The sequence below is a fragment of the Micromonospora sp. KC606 genome (genome assembly GCF_004348675.1).
Lineage (GTDB): Bacteria > Actinomycetota > Actinomycetes > Mycobacteriales > Micromonosporaceae > Micromonospora.
This window is the reverse complement of record NZ_SMKN01000055.1, coordinates 1-19,629: the sequence shown is the minus strand read 5'-3', so window position 1 is coordinate 19,629 and position 19,629 is coordinate 1. Positions and strand designations below refer to the sequence as shown.

General features: G+C 73.3%; 17 protein-coding genes. 9 read left to right on the top strand and 8 right to left on the bottom strand.

Annotated features, from left to right (window positions below):
* Positions 1-5 precede the first annotated feature (5 nt).
* The 4 genes from E1193_RS13930 to E1193_RS13915 form a co-directional block, all read right to left on the bottom strand.
* Positions 6-968, bottom strand: coding sequence for a GNAT family N-acetyltransferase (locus E1193_RS13930; RefSeq protein WP_132183616.1), 963 nt, complete (start codon positions 966-968; stop codon positions 6-8).
* A gap of 112 nt (positions 969-1,080) precedes the next feature.
* Entirely contained in the window at positions 1,081-1,827 is a 747-nt protein-coding gene (locus E1193_RS13925; RefSeq protein WP_132183615.1) for a hypothetical protein, read from the bottom strand.
* Positions 1,828-1,858: 31 nt separating this feature from the next.
* The gene (locus E1193_RS13920; protein ID WP_132183614.1) at positions 1,859-2,797 is read right to left on the bottom strand and encodes a hypothetical protein; all 939 of its coding nucleotides are present in this window, start codon (positions 2,795-2,797) and stop codon (positions 1,859-1,861) included.
* A 2-nt stretch (positions 2,798-2,799) separates the two neighbouring features.
* Complete coding sequence (locus tag E1193_RS13915; protein WP_132183613.1) at positions 2,800-3,432, bottom strand: MBL fold metallo-hydrolase; 633 nt, start codon at positions 3,430-3,432, stop codon at positions 2,800-2,802.
* 126 nt (positions 3,433-3,558) lie between these two features.
* Between E1193_RS13915 and E1193_RS13910 the strand changes: the two genes are divergently transcribed.
* Entirely contained in the window at positions 3,559-4,572 is a 1,014-nt protein-coding gene (locus E1193_RS13910; protein WP_132183612.1) for a DUF4349 domain-containing protein, read from the top strand.
* Here E1193_RS13910 and E1193_RS13905 read toward each other — a convergent pair.
* Both E1193_RS13905 and E1193_RS13900 read right to left on the bottom strand, forming a co-directional pair.
* Complete coding sequence (locus tag E1193_RS13905) at positions 4,526-5,788, bottom strand: amidohydrolase (RefSeq protein ID WP_132183611.1); 1,263 nt, start codon at positions 5,786-5,788, stop codon at positions 4,526-4,528. The genes E1193_RS13910 and E1193_RS13905 overlap by 47 nt on opposite strands.
* Before the next feature lie 515 nt (positions 5,789-6,303).
* Positions 6,304-7,887, bottom strand: coding sequence for a methylmalonyl-CoA mutase family protein (locus E1193_RS13900; protein WP_132183610.1), 1,584 nt, complete (start codon positions 7,885-7,887; stop codon positions 6,304-6,306).
* 194 nt (positions 7,888-8,081) lie between these two features.
* On the opposite strand from E1193_RS13900, the gene E1193_RS13895 reads away from it, so the two are divergent.
* Entirely contained in the window at positions 8,082-10,202 is a 2,121-nt protein-coding gene (locus E1193_RS13895) for a serine/threonine-protein kinase (protein ID WP_132183609.1), read from the top strand.
* A 49-nt stretch (positions 10,203-10,251) separates the two neighbouring features.
* Positions 10,252-11,916, top strand: a complete 1,665-nt coding sequence (locus E1193_RS13890; RefSeq protein ID WP_132183608.1) for a phospho-sugar mutase — start codon at positions 10,252-10,254, stop codon at positions 11,914-11,916.
* Positions 11,917-11,964: 48 nt separating this feature from the next.
* On the opposite strand, the gene E1193_RS13885 is transcribed toward E1193_RS13890, so the two are convergent.
* On the bottom strand, positions 11,965-12,642 hold the full coding sequence (locus E1193_RS13885) for a GPP34 family phosphoprotein (RefSeq protein WP_132183607.1): 678 nt from the start codon (positions 12,640-12,642) through the stop codon (positions 11,965-11,967).
* Positions 12,643-12,773: 131 nt separating this feature from the next.
* The gene (gene upp, locus E1193_RS13880) at positions 12,774-13,406 is read right to left on the bottom strand and encodes a uracil phosphoribosyltransferase (RefSeq protein WP_132183606.1); all 633 of its coding nucleotides are present in this window, start codon (positions 13,404-13,406) and stop codon (positions 12,774-12,776) included.
* A gap of 136 nt (positions 13,407-13,542) precedes the next feature.
* On the opposite strand from upp, the gene deoC reads away from it, so the two are divergent.
* The 6 genes from deoC to E1193_RS13850 form a co-directional block, all read left to right on the top strand.
* On the top strand, positions 13,543-14,502 hold the full coding sequence (deoC, locus tag E1193_RS13875) for a deoxyribose-phosphate aldolase (protein ID WP_132183605.1): 960 nt from the start codon (positions 13,543-13,545) through the stop codon (positions 14,500-14,502).
* 5 nt (positions 14,503-14,507) lie between these two features.
* On the top strand, positions 14,508-15,959 hold the full coding sequence (locus tag E1193_RS13870; RefSeq protein ID WP_132183604.1) for an aldehyde dehydrogenase family protein: 1,452 nt from the start codon (positions 14,508-14,510) through the stop codon (positions 15,957-15,959).
* Entirely contained in the window at positions 15,952-16,776 is an 825-nt protein-coding gene (locus E1193_RS13865) for an aldehyde dehydrogenase family protein (RefSeq protein ID WP_132183603.1), read from the top strand. The genes E1193_RS13870 and E1193_RS13865 overlap by 8 nt, the downstream gene beginning before the upstream one ends.
* A 52-nt stretch (positions 16,777-16,828) precedes the next feature.
* The gene (locus E1193_RS13860) at positions 16,829-17,260 is read left to right on the top strand and encodes a BlaI/MecI/CopY family transcriptional regulator (RefSeq protein ID WP_132183602.1); all 432 of its coding nucleotides are present in this window, start codon (positions 16,829-16,831) and stop codon (positions 17,258-17,260) included.
* 11 nt (positions 17,261-17,271) lie between these two features.
* Positions 17,272-18,177, top strand: coding sequence for a M56 family metallopeptidase (locus tag E1193_RS13855; protein ID WP_132183601.1), 906 nt, complete (start codon positions 17,272-17,274; stop codon positions 18,175-18,177).
* A gap of 213 nt (positions 18,178-18,390) precedes the next feature.
* On the top strand, positions 18,391-19,629 hold a 1,239-nt coding region (locus tag E1193_RS13850; protein WP_132183600.1), incomplete at its 3' end, for a cytochrome ubiquinol oxidase subunit I.

The window sequence follows — 19,629 nt, the reverse complement described above, 5'->3', positions numbered from 1 at the left end:
ACGCATCACACACCGGCGGCGGGGATGCTCCGCTCGTACATGTCGATCCACCGCTCCTCGCGCAGCCCCACCGAGCGGTAGAGGGTCGCCGGCGAGGTCGGGTTGGTCAGGTCGACACCCAGCCCGGCGGCGGCGCGGCCCTTGGCCGCGTAGACCGTGAAGGCCCGCCACAACAGCGCCGAGCCCACCCCGCGGCGCCGGTACGCGGGCAGCACCGACAGCGTCCGTACCCATCCGGTGTCCTGTTCGAGGTCCTGGTCGGAGGACTGGAGGGCACCGGCCGGCACGCCGTCGACCTCGGCGAGGAACCACTCGTCCCAGACCTTGCCGTAGCTGGGCAGCGCCTCCCGCCAGCTGTCGAAGCCGAGCGGCTCGTAGTCAAGGGTGTCCCGGAAGGCGGTGTCGTAGATGCGGTGGAACAGCCGCAGGTCGGCCTCGTCGTCGGCGCGCAGCGGGCGGACGGTCACCCCGGGCGGGGGCGGCGGCTCCGCGGGCAGGTCGGCCAGTGGGCGGATCATCCGCACGTACCGCTTCACCCGGGCGAAGCCGCCCGCGACCAGTTCCTCGGCCCAGCGGGTCTCGGGGGGATAGACGGCCGCGCGGGCGGTCAACGCGGGCAGGCCGCGTTCGGCGGCCCGTTCGGCGACCCGGCCGAGCACCCGGACGAGCAGCGCCGCGCGGACCGAGGCGGCCCGCCCGGGGTCGACGTACACGTCGACGAACTCCCGCCCGACACCCGTCGGGTTGTCGATCAACGTCCAACCGGCGACCCGCCCGTCCGGGTCGCTGACCAGCCAGGAGTCGTGGGCGGGGTCGAAGAAGGGGGCGGTGAGGCAGGACCGGACGTCCTCGGCGTCGAAGTCCGGATAGCCGACGGCGAAGGTGTCCGCGGCATGCACCACCGCGAGAATCGCCGGGACGTCGTCGAGGGTGGGGCGGCGGGCGGTCCAGCCGGCAGGAAGCGTCACGGCACGGATCCTGGCAGGCGAACGGGTGCGACGCCGCTGATTTTCGCCGCCGGCCGCACCGGTCGCGGTGGGCGGCGCGCCGGCCCGCAGCCCGCTCCGGGTGGCGCGCCGGTCACCGGTCGCCGGCCCGCAGCCCGCTCCGGGTGGCGGTGAGCAGCTCCACCAGCTCCGCGCCCTCCCCCGGTCGCAACACCCGGAAGGCCGCCGACACCAGCCGGTCGGTCACCGCCTCGGCCCAGAGCCGCCGCCGCACCAGTGGCCCGACCGGCGGGTACGGCGGGGACCAACCGCACGCGGTCGCCCCGGTTTCCCCCTCCGGCCCGGCCAGCACCGCCTCCCGCGGGGTCAACCCGCCGGCCCGCACCGCCAGCAGGTACGCCCCGGTGAAGTGTTCGCGGAGCAGCAGCAAGGCCACCGCCGCCCGCGCCCCGGCGGCGTGTTCCGGCACCGGCATCGCCCGCCAGGCGGCGAACAGTGGCATCCCGGTGGCGTCCGCGCCCGCGACGGCCCGGTCCAGCAACGTGGCCAGCCGGGGCGTGCCGGGCAGGCCGTCGAGGTGCTGGGCACCCCAGCGGCAGCACTCGGCGAGGTTGGCGGCGGCCACCTCGATCGGACGGACCACCCGGACGGCGGCGTCCCACCCGTCGGCGACGGCCTCCGGGGCGATGAACCCGATCGCCGCGGCGACCGTCTCGACGCGGACGTCACCGAGTGCGCCGGCCCGACCGGTGATGTAGAAGGCCCAGCCGGAGATGCCGAGCAGCCGGGCCCGGCGCAGCGTACCGGGGCAGCGGCTGAACGCCTCCCCGAGTTCGAGCACGGCGGACTTGCTGGCGGCAGCCACCTGTTCCGGGGTCATCGACACCGCCCGCTGAACGCATCCATCGCGCTCAGTCTGCCTCGCCGGCGGCGTCGGCCGCATCCCCCTCTTCGGCGTCCAACGTCTCGATCGCCGCCTCCACCTCGCCGGTGCGGCGGCGGGCCGCGGTGAGCGTCCGTTCCGCGCCGCGCCGCGCCAGCTTCGACCGGCTCAGCTCCTGCTCCGCGACTGCCCGGCGACGTTCCAGTTCGGCCAGTTCGGTCTCGATCCGGTCGAGGGTGGCGGCGTGGTCCCGCTCGGCCGCCGCCGCGCCGGCCAGGTCCCGCTCCGCCCGCCCCTGTTCGGCGCGCGCCGACGCCAACTCCCGTTCCAGCGCGCGCCGTCGTTTCGTCCGCTCGGCCCGCACGGCCCGCGCCGCCGCCCGCTCGTCGCGGGACCGTCGCGCGTCGACCCGGTCGGTCTCCCGGTCGGGTACGCGGGCAGCCTCCTCCCCCGTGGTGACGAGCCGCAGTTGGGGCCGGGGCACCTCGCCGAACCCGGCGTAGTGCGCCGCCCGGAGCAGTTGGCCGGTGCGCACCTGCTCGGCCACCTCGGTGTCGGCGAGCGCGGCGTTGAGGGTGGACTCCACCTCGGCCAGTGGCAGCCGGGCAGCCGGGGGCGCGCCCGGGGTCCGGGCCGCGATCCGGCGTACCTCGGTGAGCAGTGCGGCGACCACGGCCCGTCGCTGGGCGGAGAGTTCCCGCAGTTTCGGCCCCTTGAGGTCGCGCTGGGCGGTGCGCAGCGCCTCGGCGAGCTGGGTCAGGTCGGCGACCAGTTCGGGGCGTTCCAGGGCGAGCAGGTTGACCAGCCAGGCGGCCACCGTGGGGCGTTTCAGCCGGGCGATCCGGCGGGCGGTGACGGTGTCACCGGCCCGGCGGGCCTCGGCGACGGCGGCGTCGCGGGCGGCGACGAACTTCTCCGGCGGTGTGCGGTACAGCCGCTGGACCACGTCGGACGGGGGCGCGGCCACGGTCAGGCGTCGATCCGGGTGCCGGGTTCGACCCGGTGGTAGTCGGTCCGGGACAGCGCGGTGTACTGCCGGTCGAGCACGCCGAGGCCGTGGGCGTTGAGCAGTCCGTCGTGCAGGGCGTACGCGCGGCGCGGGGCGACCGCCCGGATGAAGTCGACCACCTCGGCGAACTTCGACCAGGGGGCGTGGACGGGCGCGAAGAGGGTGTCCACCTCGACGCCGGAGGGGACGTGCAGCGCGTCGCCGGGGTGGTAGACCCGCCCGTCCAGCAGGTAGCCGACGTTCTCCACGACGGGTATGTCGGGGTGGATGACGGCGTGCCGGCCGCCGACGACACGGACCGGGATGCCCGCGGCGGTGAAGGAGTCGCCGGGGGTGACCGGGGTGAGCGCCTCGGCCGCGTCGCCGAGGACGGCGGCGAGCGACGCCGGGCCGTGCACCGGGACGGCGTTCTTCTCCAGCCGGCGGGTGAGCGCCTCGACGTCCAGGTGGTCCGGGTGCTCGTGGGTGATCAGCACCGCGTCCGCCCCGTCCAGCGCCCTCGCGGCGTCGCCGAACACCCCGGGGTCGACGACCAGCACCCCACCGTCGTGGTCGATGCGCAGGCAGGAGTGGGCGTACTTGGTGACCTGCATCGTGACTCCTCGATTATCGAATCGTGATGTCCTCGTCGCAGTCTGCCGGAACCGCCGCGCGGTCGCGCCGCGTCCCAGCTATCGCGCCCGGGCGGGCCGGGGGTCACGGAGGACGGAGCGGGGAACATGGGGCGAAGAGGACGGGCCGGCGCCGTGGCGGCGCTGGGACTGACGGTGGCGCTGCTGGTCGGGTGCAGTGCGTCGAGTGACTCCGGCGGAACGGACGAGGCGGCAGCGCGGGCTCCGGCCGCTGACGCCCCGGCCGGCCGGGCCGCGGTGGGCGGGGCCGCCGAGCCGGGCTCGGCCGGCGCCGGCGCCCCGGACCTGCGGGTCGACCAGCGGGCGATCGTCTACACGGGAACCCTGCGGGTGCAGGTGGACGACGTGGACGGGTCGGCCCGCAGGGGCGTGGACGCGGCGGCCCGCCGGGCGGTGGCGGCGGTGACCGCGGCCGGCGGTTTCGTCGGCGGGGACCAGCGGCGCGGTGTGGACGCCGACGCGGAGGCGGAGCTGGAGCTGCGGGTGCCGGCGGCGAGGTTCACCGCGTTCGTGGAGGAGCTGGCCGCCTACGGCCGGCAGCAGCACCGGGAGGTGCGGACCCAGGACGTCACCGAGGAGACCGTCGACCTGGACGCCCGGATCGCCACCCAACGGGCCCGGGTGGACAGCGCCCGGAGGCTGCTGTCCCGGGCCACCTCGATCGGCGACCTGGTGTCGTTGGAGAACGAGGTGGCGCGGCGGGAGGCCGACCTCGCCTCGCTGGAGGCGAAGAAGCGGCGGCTGGCGGACCTGACCGCACTCTCCACCATCACGGTCACGTTCGTCGGCGGGGACGCCTCGACGGCCGTCGAGCCGACCGGAACCGGCTTCCTGGTGGGGCTGCGCGCCGGCTGGCAGGCCTTCGTCGCCTCGGTGGGCGTCCTGCTGACCGTGCTGGGGGCGCTGCTGCCCTGGCTGCTGGCGCTCGGCGTACCCGTGGTGCTGGTGCTGGCGGTGCGCCGCCGGTGGCGGCGGCGGCCCACGCCACCGGGGCCGCCGACGACGCCGGACGGCGGGCCGCACACTCCCGGCGGGCCGCGCCCGCCGGGCTCCGCTACGGACGCGTCGCCGCCAGTGCCTTCAGCGCGGTCTGCACAATGAGGCGCACCCCGGCGGGGATGGCTCGCTCGTCGACGTCGAACGACGCCCGGTGCAGGTCCACGTTGGGCCCGGACCGGCCGACGCCGAGGCGGGCCAGCGCGCCGGGGACATGCTCCAGGTACCAGGAGAAGTCCTCGCCGCCCATGCTCTGCGGCGTCTCGGCGATCCCTTCGGGACCGAGCGCCGCCGCGGTGGCGGCGGTGAGGACCTGGATGGCCCGGGAGTCGTTGCTGACCGGCGGCCGGCCGCGCAGGTATTCCAGATCGACGGTGGCGCCGGTGGGGGCGATGACGTCCCGGACGACCTGAGCGACGATCTTGGGAGCCTGCTCCCAGGTGTCCCGGTCCATCACCCGCAGGGTGCCGGAGGCGTACGCCTCGGACGGGATGACGTTGTAGCGGGTGCCGGCCGAGGCGTGGCCGAACACCAGCAGCAGCCCGCTGTTGGCCGGCACCCGGCGGTTGACCAGGGCCGGCACCTCGGTGACCAGGCGGCCGAGCGCGTCGACGAGGTCGACGGTCAGGTGCGGACGGGCGGTGTGGCCACCCGGGCCGGTGAGCCGGACGGTGACGTTGTCGGCGGCGGCGGTGATCGGGCCGACCCGCAGCCCGACCTTGCCCACCGGCAGGTTCGGGTCGCAGTGCACGGCGAAGATCTGGACCACGTCCTCCAGGCCGCCGGCCTCGATGACCTCCAGCGAGCCGCAGGGCAGGATCTCCTCGGCCGGCTGGAAGATCAGCCGCACCCGGCCGGCGAGTTGGCCGGCGTCGGCGAGCTGGGCAAGCAGCATCCCGACGCCGAGCATCACGGTGGTGTGCACGTCGTGACCGCAGGCGTGACATACCCCGTCGACCGTGGACCGGTACGGCACGTCCTTGACGTCGGTCAGCGGCAGCGCGTCGATGTCGGCGCGGAGCGCGACGACCGGCCCGTCCGGACGGCCGTCGATGTCGCAGATGACTCCGTTGCCCTTCGGCAGCAGTCGCGGGTGCAGCCCGGCCAGGGTGAGTTCCCGGGCGATCAGCGCGGCCGTCTCGAATTCCTCGCCGGAGAGCTCCGGGTGGGAGTGGAGGTGGCGCCGGGTGGCGATGAGTCCGGGTACCCGCAGGGCGAGCAGATGATCCAGGTCGAAGGGCAGGGGCTGGGAACCGGACGGCGCCTCCGGCCAGGACGACGCCAGCTGGCTGCCGTTCGGCAGCGTCAACGCACTCGTCACGTCGAATTCTCGATCACTAGGAATGGATGGATCATCGGGGAGGACAGCAGACAGCCTAGACCTCCGACGGTGACGCTGCGCAACCTCGTTACGGTAGTGATCGGAGCGCATAGCGTCACGTAAGCCCTGGTGGGAGGGCTCGAATATCTGCGGGACAGCAGGTAGATCGCGGTCGAACGCCGTCATCTGCCCCCCACCTCCTACAACGCGTAACCGACTTTGGCGGTCGCGAAATCGACTCCGAATTCGTGGCCGTAACCGAATTGTCGCATTAGTCGCCCGAATTGACCGCCGCTCCGACAATTAGCTGACGACACACGGCAGCCGGGCGGCTCCCGACGGTGACATGCCCGTCCCACGCCTGGCCGGACAGGCTGTCCGTCCGGTCCATCCGGTCGGGTTACCCGCCCGGCCCGGAAGCCACACGCCCCGACCGAGGGTCACCCGCCGCGCGCTCCCCGACCGGCCGGCTGCAAGCAAGCGCCGGCAGGACTGTCACCGACAGTAGGCCGAGGTCAGAAGCGGTCGCTCGGCCGGTACGTCCCCCAGACCGTCCGCAGCGTCCCGCACACCTCCCCCACGGTCGCCTTCGCCCGCAGCGCCTCCCTCATCGGGTAGAGCACGTTAGCGGTGCCCTCGGCGGCAACGCGCAGCTCGGCCAGGGCCCGCTCGACCGCGCCGTTGTCGCGCTCGGCGCGCAGCTTGGCCAGCCGCTCGGCCTGGGTCGCCTCGATCGTCGGGTCCACCCGCAGCGGCTCGTACGGCTCGTCGTCGTCGATGGTGAAACGGTTGAGCCCGACCACCACCCGCTCAGCCGAGTCGATCTCCTGGGCGATCCGGTACGCGGACTGCTCGATCTCCCGCTTCTGGAAGCCTGCCTCGATGGCGTCCACCGCCGAGCCGTGGTCGAAGACCCGGTCCATCAGCTCCGTGGCCGCGACCTCGATCTCCGCGGTCATCGCCTCCATGACGTACGACCCGGCGAACGGGTCGACGGTGGCGGTCAGGTCCGTCTCGTACGCGAGCACCTGCTGGGTACGCAGCGCCAGCCGGGCCGCCTTCTCGGTGGGCAGCGCGATCGCCTCGTCGAAGCTGTTGGTGTGCAACGACTGGGTGCCGCCGAGCACCGCACCGAGCCCCTGGATCGCCACCCGGACCAGGTTGACCTCGGGCTGCTGGGCGGTCAACTGCACGCCGGCGGTCTGGGTGTGGAACCGCAGCATCATCGACTTCGGGTTCCGCGCGCCGAAGTCGTCGCGCATCAGCCGGGCCCAGACGCGTCGGGCGGCACGGAACTTGGCGACCTCCTCCAGCAGGGTGGTGCGGGCCACGAAGAAGAACGACAGCCGGGGCGCGAAGTCGTCCACCGCCAGGCCGGCGGCGAGCGCGGCGCGGACGTACTCCACGCCGTTGGCCAGGGTGAACGCGATCTCCTGCGCGGGCGACGCGCCGGCCTCGGCCATGTGGTAGCCGGAGATGGAGATGGTGTTCCACTTCGGCACCTCCGTGTGGCAGTAGCCGAACGTGTCGGCGACCAGCCGCAGCGAGGGCTTCGGCGGGAAGATGTACGTCCCCCGGGCGATGTACTCCTTGAGGATGTCGTTCTGGATGGTGCCGTTGAGCACCGAACCGGGCACCCCGGACTCCTCGGCGACGAGCTGGTAGAGCAGGAGCAGCACCGACCCGGGCGCGTTGATCGTCATCGAGGTGGAGACCTTGTCCAGCGGGATGCCGGCGAAGAGCAGCCGCATGTCCTCGATGGAGTCGATGGCCACGCCGACCTTGCCGACCTCGCCGTGCGCGATCGGGTCGTCGGAGTCGTAGCCCATCTGGGTGGGCAGGTCGAAGGCGACGGAGAGGCCCATCGTGCCGGCCCGCAGCAGCTGGTGGTAGCGCGCGTTGGACTCGGTGGCGGTGCCGAAGCCGGCGTACTGCCGCATGGTCCACGGGCGGGAGGTGTACATCGTCGGGTAGACGCCGCGGGTGTACGGGTACTCGCCCGGAGCGCCCAGCCGGGTCTCCAGGTCCGCCGGGAGGTCGGCCGCCGTGTAGACGCCCTTGATGGGGAAACCGGACTCGCTCGACCGCCGTTCGCTCATGACCGGATGGTAGGACGGAGGGCCGGGCAGGTGGGTGAGGGATACCGCACACCCTCGGTGGACAGGTGGTGAGGTGCCGCGCACGTACCGTCCGGTAGACAAACGACCGCCGCGTCGGGTTTCGCATCGGGCGTCTGAACCAGCAAGATAGAGAGGTTGTGTCCCAGCCCCCTCGACTTCCCGGTGGCTTTTCTGTGACTCAGATCCCGACGTGGAGCGGCGGACCAGTGAGTCCCCCCGACGGACGCGCGGCACCCGGCACCACCATCGGCGGTCGCTACTCGCTGCGGTCGGCGGTGGGCAACGGCGGCATGGGCACGGTGTGGCGTGCCACGGACACGCTGTTGCGACGTGACGTGGCGGTCAAGGAGGTCGTCCTCCCGCCGGGGCTGGCCCCCAGCGACCGCGACGCGATGTACGAGCGCACTCTGCGCGAGGCGCGGGCCGCCGCGGCCATCCAGCACCCGGCCGTTGTCCAGGTGTACGACGTGGTCACCGAGGGCGGCCGGCCGTGGATCGTGATGGAGCTGCTGGACGCGCGCAGTCTCGCCGACATGGTGATCGAGGATGGGCCGGTCGCGCCCCGGGCCGTCGCCAAGATCGGCATCGCGCTGCTCGGCGCGCTGGAGGTGGCGCACGCCAACGGTGTGCTGCACCGCGACGTCAAGCCGGCCAACGTGCTGATCTGCACCGACGGCCGCTGCGTGCTGACCGACTTCGGGGTGGCCCGGATGCCCACCGACGTCCAGCTCACCACCCCCGGGATGGTGCTGGGCTCACCGCACTTCATCTCCCCCGAGCGGGCCATGGGGCAGGATTTCGGCCCGCCCAGCGACCTGTTCTCGCTCGGCGTCACGCTCTACACCGCTGTCGAGGGTCGGCCGCCGTTCGACAAGGGCGACCCGATCGAAACCATGCACGCCGTGGTCGAGGACCCGCCGGCCACGCCGCAGCGCAGCGGGCCGCTGACCCGGGTGCTGATGGGCCTGCTGGAGAAGGACCCGGCCCGCCGGCTGGACGTGCACACCGCCCGCGCCATGCTCCGCGAGCTGCTGGCCGGGCCGCTGACCAGCACGGCGACGGCGGTGAACTCGGTCACCGACCCGTACGCGGTGGTGCCGGTGCAGCGTCCCTCGACGCCGCCCGCGCTGATCGAGCCGAAGTCGGAGCCGAAGCCCAGCGGGCAGATCGGCGGCCGGGCGATGCTCGCCCCGGGCGAGTCGCTGACCGACCGGCTGGCCGCGCTGCGCCGGGGTGAGAAGCCGAGACCGGCCGTGGCCGCCCCGTCGGCGAGCCTCGACGACACCAGTGCGGACGCGCTGTCCAGCCCGCTACACACGCCGACCGGGGCGATGCCCGCACCGCACCGCCCCAAGGGCGGCACGTACGGCAGCTCCCCGGAGGCCACCCAGCGGATCAGCCCCGATGCCACCCAGCGGATCGGTGCCGGGACGGCGGACGCCACCCAGCGGATCAGTCCGGACGCCGGCCGGCGGCTCGGCGGGGGCCACCCGGACGCCACCCAACGGATCGGCGCCGGCAGCGCCGACACCACCCAGCGGGTGTACGCGAGCAGCGGCGCGCCCGAGGCCACCCAGCCGGTGTACGGCGGTGGCCAGTGGTCGGTGCCGGGCACCGGCCAGCCGTGGACCTCGCCGGCGGCTGCTCCCGCCGGCGGCGCTCTCGACCGGGCGAAGGCCGCCGGTGGGCGGGTCGCCACCACGGTCAGGGGCTGGTCCCGCAGGACCCAGCTCGCGGCGGCCGGAGGGCTGGCCGTGGTGCTGCTGCTCGGCGCCCTGAGCCTCTCCGGCGGGGACGACCCGCCGCCCGCGCAACAGCAGGCCCAGCCGGGCACGCCGGCCGCCAACCCCCTGCCCGACATGCAGGAGCACTCGGCGCGCGGCATCCGGGTGCTGGTCCCCAAGGGCTGGCAGCGCAAGAGTGCGGGCGACTGGGTGGACTACGTCGACCCGGCGGACGAGAGCCGCAAGGTCCGCATCCTGGTCGAGAAGGGCGGCAGCTCCTCGATGCGCTGGGCCGAGGTGGCCGAGGGCAACCTCCAGCGGTTCAAGTCCTGCGCCAAGCCCTACAACCGGGTCGACATGACCGCGCAGAAGCTGGCCGGCAAGGACGCGGCCGAGCTGGAGTACACCTGCGGCGGCGGTGACACGAAGCGGCACGGCGTGTGGCGCGGCGTGGTCGACGGCGGCCGGATCTACTCGTTCTACCTCACCTCGACGGAGGCGAAGTTCGGCGAGAGTAAGCCGATCTTCGACGAGATGGTGAGGTCGTTCCAGCTCACGGCGGCGAGCTGAGCCGAGGCCGCCGGGACGTGGTGATCCGCCGCCGTGCTATCAAGAGGCAATGGCGGCGGAAACCACTGACCTTGACGACCTTCGCGACCAGGCGCGGCGCTGGCTCGACGACGACCCCGACCCGGCCAGCCGGGACGAGCTCCGGGCGGTGCTCGACGGGCTGCCGGGCAGTGCGCCGCAGCTGGCCGACCGGTTCGCCGGCCCGCTGACCTTCGGCACCGCCGGCCTGCGCGGCCCGCTGCGGGCCGGTCCCAACGGCATGAATCTCGCGGTGGTCACCCGGGCCGCAGCCGGGCTGGTGGCCTGGCTCGACGCCGAGGGCGGCGAGGGTCCGCTGGTGATCGGGTACGACGCCCGGCACGGTTCCCGGGCGTTCGCCGAACGCACCGCCCAGGTGTCCACCGGAGCGGGCCGGCCGGCGCTGCTGCTGCCCCGCCCGCTACCCACCCCGGTGCTGGCGTACGCGGTGCGGCACCTCGGCGCGGTCGCCGGGGTCATGGTGACCGCCAGCCACAACCCGCCGCAGGACAACGGCTACAAGGTCTACCTGGGCGCCCAGCTCGGCGGGGAGCTCGGTGCGGGGGCGCAGATCGTGCCGCCGGCCGACGCCGGGATCGAGGCGGCCATCCGGGCGGTCGGCCCGCTGGCGCAGGTGCCGCTCGGCCCGGTCGGCCGGGTGCTCGGCGACGACCTGGTCGCGTCGTACGTGGACCGGGCCGCCGCCGTGGTGACGCCGGACGGGCCGCGCGACCTGAGGGTGGCGTACACCCCGCTGCACGGGGTCGGCGCGGCGGTGCTGACGGCGGCCTTCGCCCGGGCCGGTTTCCCGGTGCCGGGGATGGTGCCCGACCAGGCCGAGCCGGACCCGGACTTCCCGACCGTCGGCTTCCCCAACCCGGAGGAGCCGGGCGCGGTGGACCGGCTCGTCGCGCTCGCCGACGCGACCGGCGCGGACGTCGCGATCGCCAACGACCCGGACGCCGACCGCTGCGCGGTGGTGGTGCGGGATGGCGGCACCTGGCGGATGCTGCGCGGGGACGAGGTCGGCGCGCTGCTCGCCGACCACCTGATGCGACGCGGCCTGACGGGGCTGTACGCCACCACCATCGTGTCGTCGTCCCTGCTCCGGGCGATGTGCGCGGCCCGGAGCCTGCCGTACGACGAGACGCTGACCGGGTTCAAGTGGATCGTCCGGGCCGGCGCGGGGGCACATCCGCTGGTCTTCGGGTACGAGGAGGCGCTGGGCTACTGCGTCGTGCCGGGACACGTCCGCGACAAGGACGGCATCACCGCCGCGTTGGCCGTCGCCGAGCTGGCCGCCGGGCTGAAGGCGCAGGGCCGTGCCCTCACCGACCGGCTCGACGAGTTGGCCGCCGAGTTCGGCGTGCACCACACCGACCAGCTCTCGGTTCGGGTGGACGACCTTCGGGTGATCGCCGACGCGATGGTGCGGGTCCGGGCGGCCACCCCGACGGCGCTGCTCGGTCAGCCGGTCACCGAGGCGCGGGACCTGCTGCCCGACTCCGACGTGATGATCCTGCGGACCGCCGCCACCCGGGTGGTGGTCCGCCCCTCCGGCACCGAGCCGAAGCTCAAGGCGTACCTGGAGGTGGTGGAGCCGGTCACGGGCGGCGACGTCGCCACGGCCCGCGACCGTGCCCAGGCTGCCATCGTGGCGCTCCGCGCGGAGGTCGCCGCCGCCCTCGGCGTGTAGCCGGCCCCGCCCTGACGGTGGGTGCTCGCGACATTGGCGCGGGCGGGGTCAGCGGCGCGGGCCGAGGGCGGCGTCGACAGCCTGGCCCAGTGCGGTGATGACGAGGGCCACGGAGGGACGCACCAGCGAGTCGTCCAGGCTGACGGTGCCGGAGAAGCCGGCGCCACCGGCGATCTGCTCCAGCCGGCGGCGGGCGTCCACGGCGGCCGCCCCGGCCAGGCCGAGGGCCGGTTCCATCCGGAGCACCGCGACCAGCGTCGCCAGCGCGGCCGTCCGCTCGTCCGGAGGTTCGCCACCGGCGAGTGCCGCCGCGAGCCGGAGTCGGGTTTCCTCCTCCACCGAGGGGTCCGCCATGGGATAGCGGTGCACCACGATGAAACCCAGCTCGGTCTCCTCGACGTGGCGCACCACACCCCGGTCGACCAGATCGTCGAGGATCCGGTCGCGCAGGCCGTGCCGCAGCCGCTGTACCCAGGACGACGGGCTGTGCGGGGTGTCCGCCGCGATCCGGCCGAGCACGCCGTCCAGGATCGGCTCACCGATCGGCGTCGGGTCGGTCGCCACCAGCGATCTGTCGGAGTACGCGACCCGCCCGGCCAGGGCCAGCTCGACCAGGACGGCCGCGGCCATCCCCAGGTCGAGGCTGATCCGGGGCATGGTCGCCTTCCCCGTCTCGTCGTCGTACGCCAGCAGCAGCAGCTCTTCGGCGAGCGCAACACCAGTCATGCCCCGGAACGCTAACGGTTGCCCGCACTTCCCGGGCCCCAACGCGCCCGCCGTGGACCGTCACTCGGTGACCGGGCCGAGTACCGGGCGCGTCGACCGCGTGTTCGCCGCGCGGCAGCCCCGGATGCGGATCAGAAGCGGGGCATGCCGCCGAACTGGCGGTCGCCGGCGTCACCGAGACCGGGCACGATGAACTTGTCGTCGTTCAGGCCCTCGTCGATGGCGGCGGTGACCAGGCGCAGCGGCAGGCCGGAACGCTCCAGCCGCTCGATGCCCACCGGCGCGGCCAGCACGCAGAGCACGGTGATGTCGGTGCAGCCCCGGTCGGCGAGCAGCCGGCAGCAGTGCTCCAGCGAGCCACCGGTGGCCAGCATCGGGTCGAGCACCAGCACCGGCAGGCCGGCCAGGTCCCGGGGCAGCGACTCCATGTACGCGCGCGGCTCGAACGTCTGCTCGTCGCGGGCCAGGCCGACGAAGCCCATGGAGGACTCCGGCAGCAGGCCGAGCGCGGCGTCGGCCATGCCCAGACCGGCCCGCAGCACCGGCACCAGCAGCGGTGGGTTGGCCAGCCGGGTGCCCTCGGTGCCGGTGACCGGGGTCTGCACCGGGAACTTCTCGACGGGGAAGGACCGCGCGGCCTCGTACACCAACATGGTGGTGAGTTCGTGCAGCGCGGCGCGGAACGACGAGGAGTCGGTCCGGGTGTCCCGCATGGCGGTCAGCCGGGACTGGGCGAGCGGGTGGTCAATGACGTGTACGTCCACGATCGCTCAACCTACCGGTCCGCCGTGCCGGTGACCCCGGGTGCGGCCCGACCAGCGACGGCGCTCACGTGTGGCGTTCCCGACCAGGGTGGCATGACCAAGATCACTCGACGCGCCGGTGCGTAGTATTCGGGACATGACGGCGACAGCGACGTCGGCCCGGTCGGACCTGTCCGAGCTGGGGCGATCCGAGACCGCTCTGCGGACCTTCCTGCACGGCCTGCCGGGCGTGGACCAGGTCGGCGCGGAGCAGCGGGCGGCACAGCTCGGCACCCGATCCATCAAGACCACCGCCAAGGCCCAGGCGATCGACCTGGCGATTCGGATGGTCGACCTGACCACCCTCGAAGGAGCCGACACCCCCGGCAAGGTCCGGGCCCTGGCCGCCAAGGCGCTGCGCCCGGACCCGGCCGACCCGTCCTGCCCGCACGTCGGCGCGGTCTGCGTCTATCCCGCGATGGTTCCGCACGTGGCCGAGGTGCTCCGCGGCTCCGGCGTGCACCTGGCCAGCGTGGCGACCGCGTTCCCGTCGGGGCAGGCTCCGCTGGAGATCAAGCTCGCCGACACCCGGGCGGCCGTCGAGGCCGGCGCCGACGAGATCGACATGGTGATCAACCGGGGCGCGTTCCTGGCGGGCCGCTACTCGGAGGTCCACGACGAGATCGTGGCCACCAAGGACGCGTGCGGGGACGCGCACCTCAAGGTGATCCTGGAGACCGGCGAGCTGGCCACGTACGACAACGTGCGCCGCGCCTCCTGGCTGGCGATGCTGGCCGGCGGCGACTTCATCAAGACCTCCACCGGAAAGGTCCCGGTCGCGGCGACCCTCCCGGTGACCCTGGTGATGCTGGAGGCGGTCCGCGACTTCCGCGCCGCCACCGGGCGGCAGGTCGGCGTGAAACCGGCCGGCGGCATCAAGACCACCAAGGACGCGATCAAGTATCTGGTCATGGTCAACGAGACCGTCGGCGCGGACTGGCTGGACCCGGACTGGTTCCGGTTCGGCGCGTCCAGCCTGCTGAACGACCTGCTCATGCAGCGCACCAAGCTGACGACCGGCGTCTACCCCGGTCCCGACTACTTCACCCTGGACTGAGCGCGATGTTCGAATACGCCCCTGCGCCCGAGTCGCGCGCGATCGTCGACATCAGGCCGACCTACGGCCTGTTCATCAACGGCGAGTTCGTCGACGGCGGGGATCCCCACAAGTCGATCAACCCGGCCACCGAGGAGGTGCTCGCCGAGGTCAGCTGGGCCGACGCGGCTGACGTGGACCGTGCGGTCCGCGCCGCCCGCGAGGCGTACGACAGGGTCTGGGGCCCGATGCCGGGCCGCGACCGGGCCAAGTACCTGTTCCGGATCGCCCGCCTCATCCAGGAGCGCTCCCGCGAACTGGCCGTGCTGGAGTCGCTGGACAACGGCAAGCCGATCAGGGAATCCCGCGACGTCGACCTGCCGCTGGTCGCCGCGCACTTCTTCTACTACGCGGGCTGGGCCGACAAGCTGGAGTACGCCGGGTTCGGGGGGCGGCCGACGAGCCAGCACAGCGGCCCGCAGCCGCGGCCACTCGGGGTTGCCGCGCAGGTCATCCCGTGGAACTTCCCGCTGCTCATGCTGGCGTGGAAGATCGCCCCCGCTCTCGCCGCCGGCAACACGGTCGTGCTGAAGCCGGCCGAGACCACTCCGCTGACCGCGCTGCTCTTCGCCGAGATCTGCCAGCAGGCCGACCTGCCCGCCGGCGTGGTCAACATCGTCACCGGCGCCGGCGAGACCGGCCGGGCGCTGGTCGAGCACCCCGGTGTGGACAAGGTCGCCTTCACCGGCTCCACCGAGGTCGGCCGGGCCATCGCCCGGGCCGTCGCCGGCACCCGCAAGAAGCTCACCCTGGAGTTGGGCGGCAAGGCCGCCAACATCGTCTTCGACGACGCCCCGGTCGACCAGGCCGTCGAGGGCATCGTCAACGGCATCTTCTTCAACCAGGGGCACGTCTGCTGCGCCGGCTCGCGGCTGCTGGTCCAGGAGTCGGTCGCCGACCGGGTACTGGAGTCGCTCAAACGGCGGATGGCACAACTGCGCGTCGGCGACCCCCTGGACAAGAACACCGACATCGGCGCGATCAACTCCGCGGCCCAGCTGGCCCGGATCCGGGAGATCTCCGACTCCGGCTCCGCCGAGGGCGCCGAGCGCTGGTCGCCGCCGTGCGAGCTGCCCGAGCGGGGGTTCTGGTTCGCGCCGACCGTCTTCACCGGGGTCACCCAGGCGCACCGGATCGCCCGCGAGGAGATCTTCGGCCCGGTGCTGTCCGTGCTGACCTTTCGCACCCCGGCCGAGGCCGTGGAGAAGGCCAACAACACGCCGTACGGGCTGTCGGCCGGGATCTGGACCGACAAGGGCTCCCGGATCCTGTGGCTGGCCGACCGGCTCCGCGCCGGCGTGGTGTGGGCCAACACGTTCAACAAGTTCGACCCCACCTCGCCGTTCGGCGGCTACAAGGAGTCGGGCTACGGCCGCGAGGGCGGCCGGCACGGGCTGGAGGGTTACCTCAATGTCTGAACGGGTCGCGGTACGCAAGACGTACAAGCTCTTCATCGGCGGGAAGTTCCCGCGCAGCGAGTCGGGACGGTCGTATCTCGTGCAGGACACGAATGTCTCCCTGGCCTCCCGCAAGGACGCGCGGGACGCCGTCGTGGCCGCCCGCGCCGCCGTGCCGGGCTGGGCCGGCGCGACCGCGTACAACCGGGGTCAGATCCTCTACCGGGTCGCCGAGATGCTGGAGGGCCGCCGCGAACAGTTCGTCGCGCTCGGCGTGCCCGCCGACGAGGTCGACGCCGCGATCGACCGCTGGGTCTGGTACGCCGGTTGGTCCGACAAGCTCCCGCAGGTGTACGGCGGCGCGAACCCGGTCGCCGGGCCGTACTTCAACCTGTCTGCGCCGGAGCCCACCGGCGTGGTGGCCGTGGTGGCCCCGCAGTCCCCGGCGTTGCTCGGGCTGGTCAGCGTGGTCGCCCCGGCGATCGTCACCGGCAACACGGTGGTGGCGGCGGCCTCGCCGTCGGCGCCACTGGCGGCGGTGACCCTGGCCGAGGTGCTGGCCACCTCCGACCTGCCCGGCGGGGTGGTGAACATCCTCACCGGGAGGATCACCGAGACCGTGCCGACGCTGGCGAACCATCTGGACGTCAACGCAATCGACCTGACCGGGGTGACCGACGCCGACCTGGCGACCGACCTGGAGGTCGGCGCGGCGCAGAACCTCAAGCGGGTGCTCCGGCCGGCTCCGGCCGACCACGACTGGTTCGCCGACCCCGGCATCACCCGGATGACCGCCCTCCTCGAAACAAAAACTGTCTGGCACCCCAAGGGCACCTGACCCGCCACCTCCCCTCCCCGAGGGTTCTACTACGGGGGGTAGGATTGGGGACGTGACACGGCTGGGCGATCTCGAACGTGCGGTGATGGACGTGCTGTGGGACTCGGTGCCCGCCACGTCGGACGGAGTGACCGTTCGCGAGGTCGCCGACGCCCTCGACGGGCGTGAGCTGGCGTACACCACGGTGATGACCGTGCTGGACCGGCTCGCCGGCAAGGGCATGGTGCAGCGCGAGCGGGAGGGTCGGGCCTGGCGCTACCGGGCTGCCGCCAGCCGCGAGGCGCACATCGCGCGGCTCATGCTCGACGCCCTCGACCTCGGCGGCAGCCGGGACGCGGCGCTGGTCCGGTTCGCCCGCTCGGTGACCGGCACCGAGGCCGACGTGCTCCGCGCGGCGCTCGGGGCCCAGACCGGGCGCACCGACCGGGTCGACGACCCGCGCGCCGCGCGGGCGAGGCTCGCCGACGAGGCGACGGACCGGTAGGGGCGACGCCCGTGGTCTTCGCCGTGCACTTCACCGCGTCGGTGCTGGCCTGCTGGCTGGCCGCGCAGGTGCTCGCCGCCTCCACGTGGACGTGGCGGGCGCCCCGGGTGGCCATCGTCTGCTGGCAGGCGGTCGGGCTGGCGCTGGGCCTGTCCGCGATGGGCGTGCCGATGGCGTGGGGTCTGGCCGCGTACGACCGGCCCACCGGCAGCGCCCTGCTCGCCCTCGCCACCGACCTGGGTCACGGCACCCTCCCGGTCGGGGTGGGCCCGGTGCAGCTCGGGCTGGTCGTGGTCGGGTTCGGCGTCGGCGCGGTGCTGCTCACCACGACCGCACGCAGTGTCCACGCGACGGTCCGCGCCCAGCGTCGGCACCGGGATCTGCTCACCCTGGTCGCCCGCCGGGATCCCAACGTCCCTGGCGCGCTGGTGCTGGACCATCCGAGCGCCGCGGCGTACTGCCTGCCCGGGGTGCGGCCCCGGGTGGTGGTCAGCGCCGGCACGCTGGACCTGCTGGACCGGGCCGAGTTGGCGGCGGTGCTCACCCACGAGCGGGCGCACGCGCAGGAGCGGCACGACCTGGTGCTGCTGCCGTTCACCGCCCTGTGCCGGGCGCTGCCCTGGTTCCGCTGGGTCCGTGACGCGCACGAGCGGGTCGCTCTGCTGGTCGAGATGCGGGCCGACGACAAGGCCCGCGAGCTGCACGCCGAGGCGTCCCTGGCCGGCGCGCTGCGGCGCTTCGCGGCCTGCGGCGACCGGATCACCCCGGTTGGGGCGCTGGGTGTGGGCGACCGGGACCTGGACGCCCGGGTGCGACGGCTGATGCTTCCCGACCGGCCGCCCCGCCTGATCGGGGCCGGCGCGCTGGCGCTGGCGACCGTCCTGGTCGCGCTGCCGATCACCCTATTCCTGAGCTGAGCTCCGGCGCGGTCTTCCCGCGATCCGTTCAACAGTGCTCTCCCCGTCGACGGGGAGAGCACTGTTTCGCTTCGCGGCGCCTACCGGCGGACCCCGAGGCTCGAACTACTACACCTCGTCGTAGAATTTTCCACTACAAGGCGTAGTAGTTATGCGTAGAGAACCTACGTGTAGGCTGCCTACGACAAGGTAGCCAACTCCTGGGAAGCGGTCATGGACACCCTGCTCCTCGCACGCCTGCAGTTCGCCACCACCACCTCGATCCACTTCCTCTTCGTGGTGGTCACCCTGGGCCTGGTCACCCTCCTGGTCGGGATGCAGACCGCCTGGTTCCTCACCGGCAACCCGGCGTGGGAGCGGCTGACCCGGTTCTGGGGCCAGCTCTACGTCATCAACTACGTGCTCGGCATCGCCACCGGGATCGTGATGGAGTTCCAGTTCGGGCTGAACTGGAGCGGCCTGTCGCGCTACGTCGGCAACGTCTTCGGCGCGCCCCTGGCGATCGAGACGCTGGTCGCCTTCTTCCTGGAGTCCACGTTCCTCGGCATGTGGATCTTCGGCTGGCACCGGCTCCGCCGGGGCGTGCACCTCGCGCTGCTCTGGGGCGTCGCGCTCACCGCGTACGCCTCCGCCTTCTGGATCATGGTGGCCAACGCCTGGCTGCAGAACCCGGTCGGCTACGAGGTACGCGACGGGATCGCCCACCTCACCGACTTCGGCGCGCTGGTCGCCAACCCCACCCTCGGGATGGCCCTCGGGCACGTGGTCGCCGCCGCGCTGCTCACCGGCGGCATCCTGATGGCCGCGATCAGCGCCTGGCACCTGCTGCGCCGCACTCCCGACTTCGCGCTGTTCCGTACCTCGTTGCGGATCGGCGTGGTCACCGCCGCCGTGGCGGCGACCCTGGTGCAGGGCTTCGGCTTCGCCCAGTTCGGCCCGGTCCGGCAGACCCAGCCCACCAAGTTCGGCGGCGGCCCGGCCGCCGACACGCTGGTCGCCGACTGGACCGCGCGGTTCGGCCCCGGCGACTACACCCCGCCCGTGCTGTCCAGCGTCGGGCTCGGCTTCATGATCCTGATCGGCCTCACCCTCGGCGGCGTCTGGCTCCTGCTGCCGCTGCTCTGGCGGGACTGGATCATCCGGCTGCGCTTCCCACTCTGGCTGCTCCTGCTCGCCGTGCCGCTCCCCTTCGTCGCGGTAATCCTCGGCTGGATCGCCCGCGAGGTGGGCCGCCAGCCCTGGGTGGCGTACGGGCTGCTCCCCACCGAGCGGGCCGTCTCCGAGGTCGCCCCGGGGCTCATGCTCGCCTCGCTGATCGGCTTCACCCTGCTGCTCGGCGCGCTCGCCGTCACCAACTGGGCGCTGCTCGCCCGGAACGCCGCCCGGGGCGCCGCCGACCCCGCGCTCGGCCGCCCGCCCGGCACGCCGGACGACGAGCCCCACCCCGTACAC

Excerpts from the sequence above, each read along its gene's own strand:
- E1193_RS13865 (WP_132183603.1), top strand. The coding sequence starts at position 15,952 with ATGTCTGAACGGGTCGCGGTACGCAAGACGTACAAGCTCTTCATCGGC.
- E1193_RS13885 (WP_132183607.1), bottom strand. The coding sequence starts at position 12,642 with ATGACTGGTGTTGCGCTCGCCGAAGAGCTGCTGCTGCTGGCGTACGAC.
- E1193_RS13890 (WP_132183608.1), top strand. The coding sequence starts at position 10,252 with ATGGCGGCGGAAACCACTGACCTTGACGACCTTCGCGACCAGGCGCGG.
- E1193_RS13900 (WP_132183610.1), bottom strand. The coding sequence starts at position 7,887 with ATGAGCGAACGGCGGTCGAGCGAGTCCGGTTTCCCCATCAAGGGCGTC.
- deoC (WP_132183605.1), top strand. The coding sequence starts at position 13,543 with ATGACGGCGACAGCGACGTCGGCCCGGTCGGACCTGTCCGAGCTGGGG.
- E1193_RS13925 (WP_132183615.1), bottom strand. The coding sequence starts at position 1,827 with ATGACCCCGGAACAGGTGGCTGCCGCCAGCAAGTCCGCCGTGCTCGAA.
- E1193_RS13915 (WP_132183613.1), bottom strand. The coding sequence starts at position 3,432 with ATGCAGGTCACCAAGTACGCCCACTCCTGCCTGCGCATCGACCACGAC.
- E1193_RS13910 (WP_132183612.1), top strand. The coding sequence starts at position 3,559 with ATGGGGCGAAGAGGACGGGCCGGCGCCGTGGCGGCGCTGGGACTGACG.
- E1193_RS13870 (WP_132183604.1), top strand. The coding sequence starts at position 14,508 with ATGTTCGAATACGCCCCTGCGCCCGAGTCGCGCGCGATCGTCGACATC.